The sequence below is a fragment of the Inquilinus limosus MP06 genome (genome assembly GCF_000767795.1).
GTDB classification, from domain to species: domain Bacteria; phylum Pseudomonadota; class Alphaproteobacteria; order DSM-16000; family Inquilinaceae; genus Inquilinus; species Inquilinus limosus_E.
The window spans coordinates 1-1,774 of record NZ_JANX01000873.1; the positions used below are offsets into that span (position 1 = coordinate 1).

A 1,774-nucleotide genomic window follows, 5' to 3' on the forward strand; every position below is an offset into this window, starting at 1 on the left:
GTTCGGTCGAGGCGCTGGCGCTGGCGCCGGGCCGGCCGGTGCATGCGGTGATCAAGAGCGTCGCCTTCGACAGCCACACGGTCGGCGGCGCCCTGCGCGGCCCGAACGGCGCCGACGCGGAGCTGGAGGGCGGCTGAGCCATGCGGCCTTCGCGGTTCGCGCCGGCGCCGATGGCCGTCGCAGCACAAGGCGCGGGATCCCGGACGGGACCCCGCGCTTTGCTCATTCACGATGGGTCAGGAGGCCAGCTGTCGTTCCGCGGCGGGGCTCGACCGCTGCCGGAGGATGGCGCGGGCGCTGTCCGCCAGCACCAGCCACGCTCCGGCCAGGATGGTGACGTCCTTGATCACCAGCCGGCCGCCGCCTGACAGCCAGGGAAAGCCGTGCTGCGCGTCGCCCAGCGCCGGCACCCAGGCCTCGGGCGTGGTCACCAGGAAGGATAGGGTCACGAACGGGGTGACGAAGGCGAGGGCCGCCCCGAGGAAGCCGACCCGGGCGGAGACCAGGCCCGCCAGCGTCAAGGCGCCGATCAGGACCTCGAGCGCGCCGAGGCCGCGGGAGAAGCCGTAGGTGTTGTTGGCCGTCTGCCACGTCCGGTCGCCGGGCTTCAGCTCACCCTCGCGGGTGAGGTGCGCCTTGTAGTCCTCGGGGTGCTCGTAGAAGAACGACATCAGCGGGCTGTTGGCGACGAACGGCGTGATGCTGTCGGCTTCGTAGGGCGCGAATTTCAGGGCGCCGATCCAGAGGAAGACGATAGCAATGGCAATCCGCATCGCATCGATCCCGATACGATCGGACCGGGGGCTGCCGACAAGGCCCAGCCCCCGGCGGATGATGGTGTTCATGATGAGGGTCTCCCTGGGCGCCCGGATCAGCCCTCCTGGGCTGCGGCAAAGGCGTCCAGCGTGCGGGTGGAGTAGACGAGCGCCGCGCCGGCATTGACGCTGATGGCGACGCCGAGAGCCTCGGCGATCTCCTCCCTGGTCGCGCCCTGCTTGCGGGCGGCATCGGCGTGGACGGTGATACAGCCGTCGCAGCGCAGCGAGATGGCCACGGCCAGGGCGATCAGCTCACGCGTCTTGGCGTCGAGATGGTTGGTCTTGGCCCCGGCGCCGCCCAGCGCCGCATAGCCGCGGACCGTGTCCGGGCTGAGCTTGCCGAGCTCGCCGACCCCGGCGATGAGCTGCTGCCGGTAGGTGTTCCAATCGTGCATGTGCATGATGCGTCCTCCGTGATCGATAATGTAGATCTAGGAGCGCCATTGCGCCCGAGATATGGCTACAGGACGCAACTGCATGACTGATCGGATCAAAACCGCATCATGAGCCTGGATTCGCCCGACGATCCCCTGAGCGGCCTCGCCCCGCTGCTGCAGGTACGCCCGATCCTCGACGACCTCTGCGAATTCGGCGGCCACTGGGTGTCGCCGCACGCGGCGGCCGGCGGCCCCGGCTGGGCCTATTTCCACATCGTCACGCGCGGGGAGTGCGAGCTGGAGAGCCCCGGCCACGCCCCGCTGCGGCTGCAGGCCGGCGACGTGCTGCTGCTGCCACATGGCGACCCGCATGTGATGCGCGCCCGCCCCGGCGCGGCCGGCATCCCGGCCGGCACCGGCAAGGCCTATCGCAACGCCATCCGCCACCGGGCCAGCCTGGGCGTCGAGCCCGACACCGAGATCATCTGCGGCCGGCTGCAATTCGAGGCCGCCGGCGAGAGCCTGCTGATCGCCGCCCTGCCCGACCGCATCCTGCTGCGCGGTCCGGGCGGGCCGGAT

The 1,774-nt window shown here is 70.6% G+C and carries 3 protein-coding genes; 1 reads left to right on the forward strand and 2 read right to left on the reverse strand.

What is annotated here, in order from left to right; all coding sequences use genetic code 11:
• Window positions 1-236 precede the first annotated feature (236 nt).
• Window positions 237-845 (reverse strand): reactive chlorine resistance membrane protein RclC, encoded by a 609-nt coding sequence (gene rclC / locus P409_RS33455; protein ID WP_034848851.1) that lies wholly within the window; start codon window positions 843-845, stop codon window positions 237-239.
• A gap of 26 nt (window positions 846-871) precedes the next feature.
• Window positions 872-1,219 (reverse strand): carboxymuconolactone decarboxylase family protein, encoded by a 348-nt coding sequence (locus tag P409_RS33460; protein WP_430515678.1) that lies wholly within the window; start codon window positions 1,217-1,219, stop codon window positions 872-874.
• A gap of 102 nt (window positions 1,220-1,321) precedes the next feature.
• Between P409_RS33460 and P409_RS33465 the strand changes: the two genes are divergently transcribed.
• Window positions 1,322-1,774 (forward strand): cupin domain-containing protein (locus tag P409_RS33465; protein WP_202964895.1); only part of this gene is annotated, 453 nt, incomplete at its 3' end.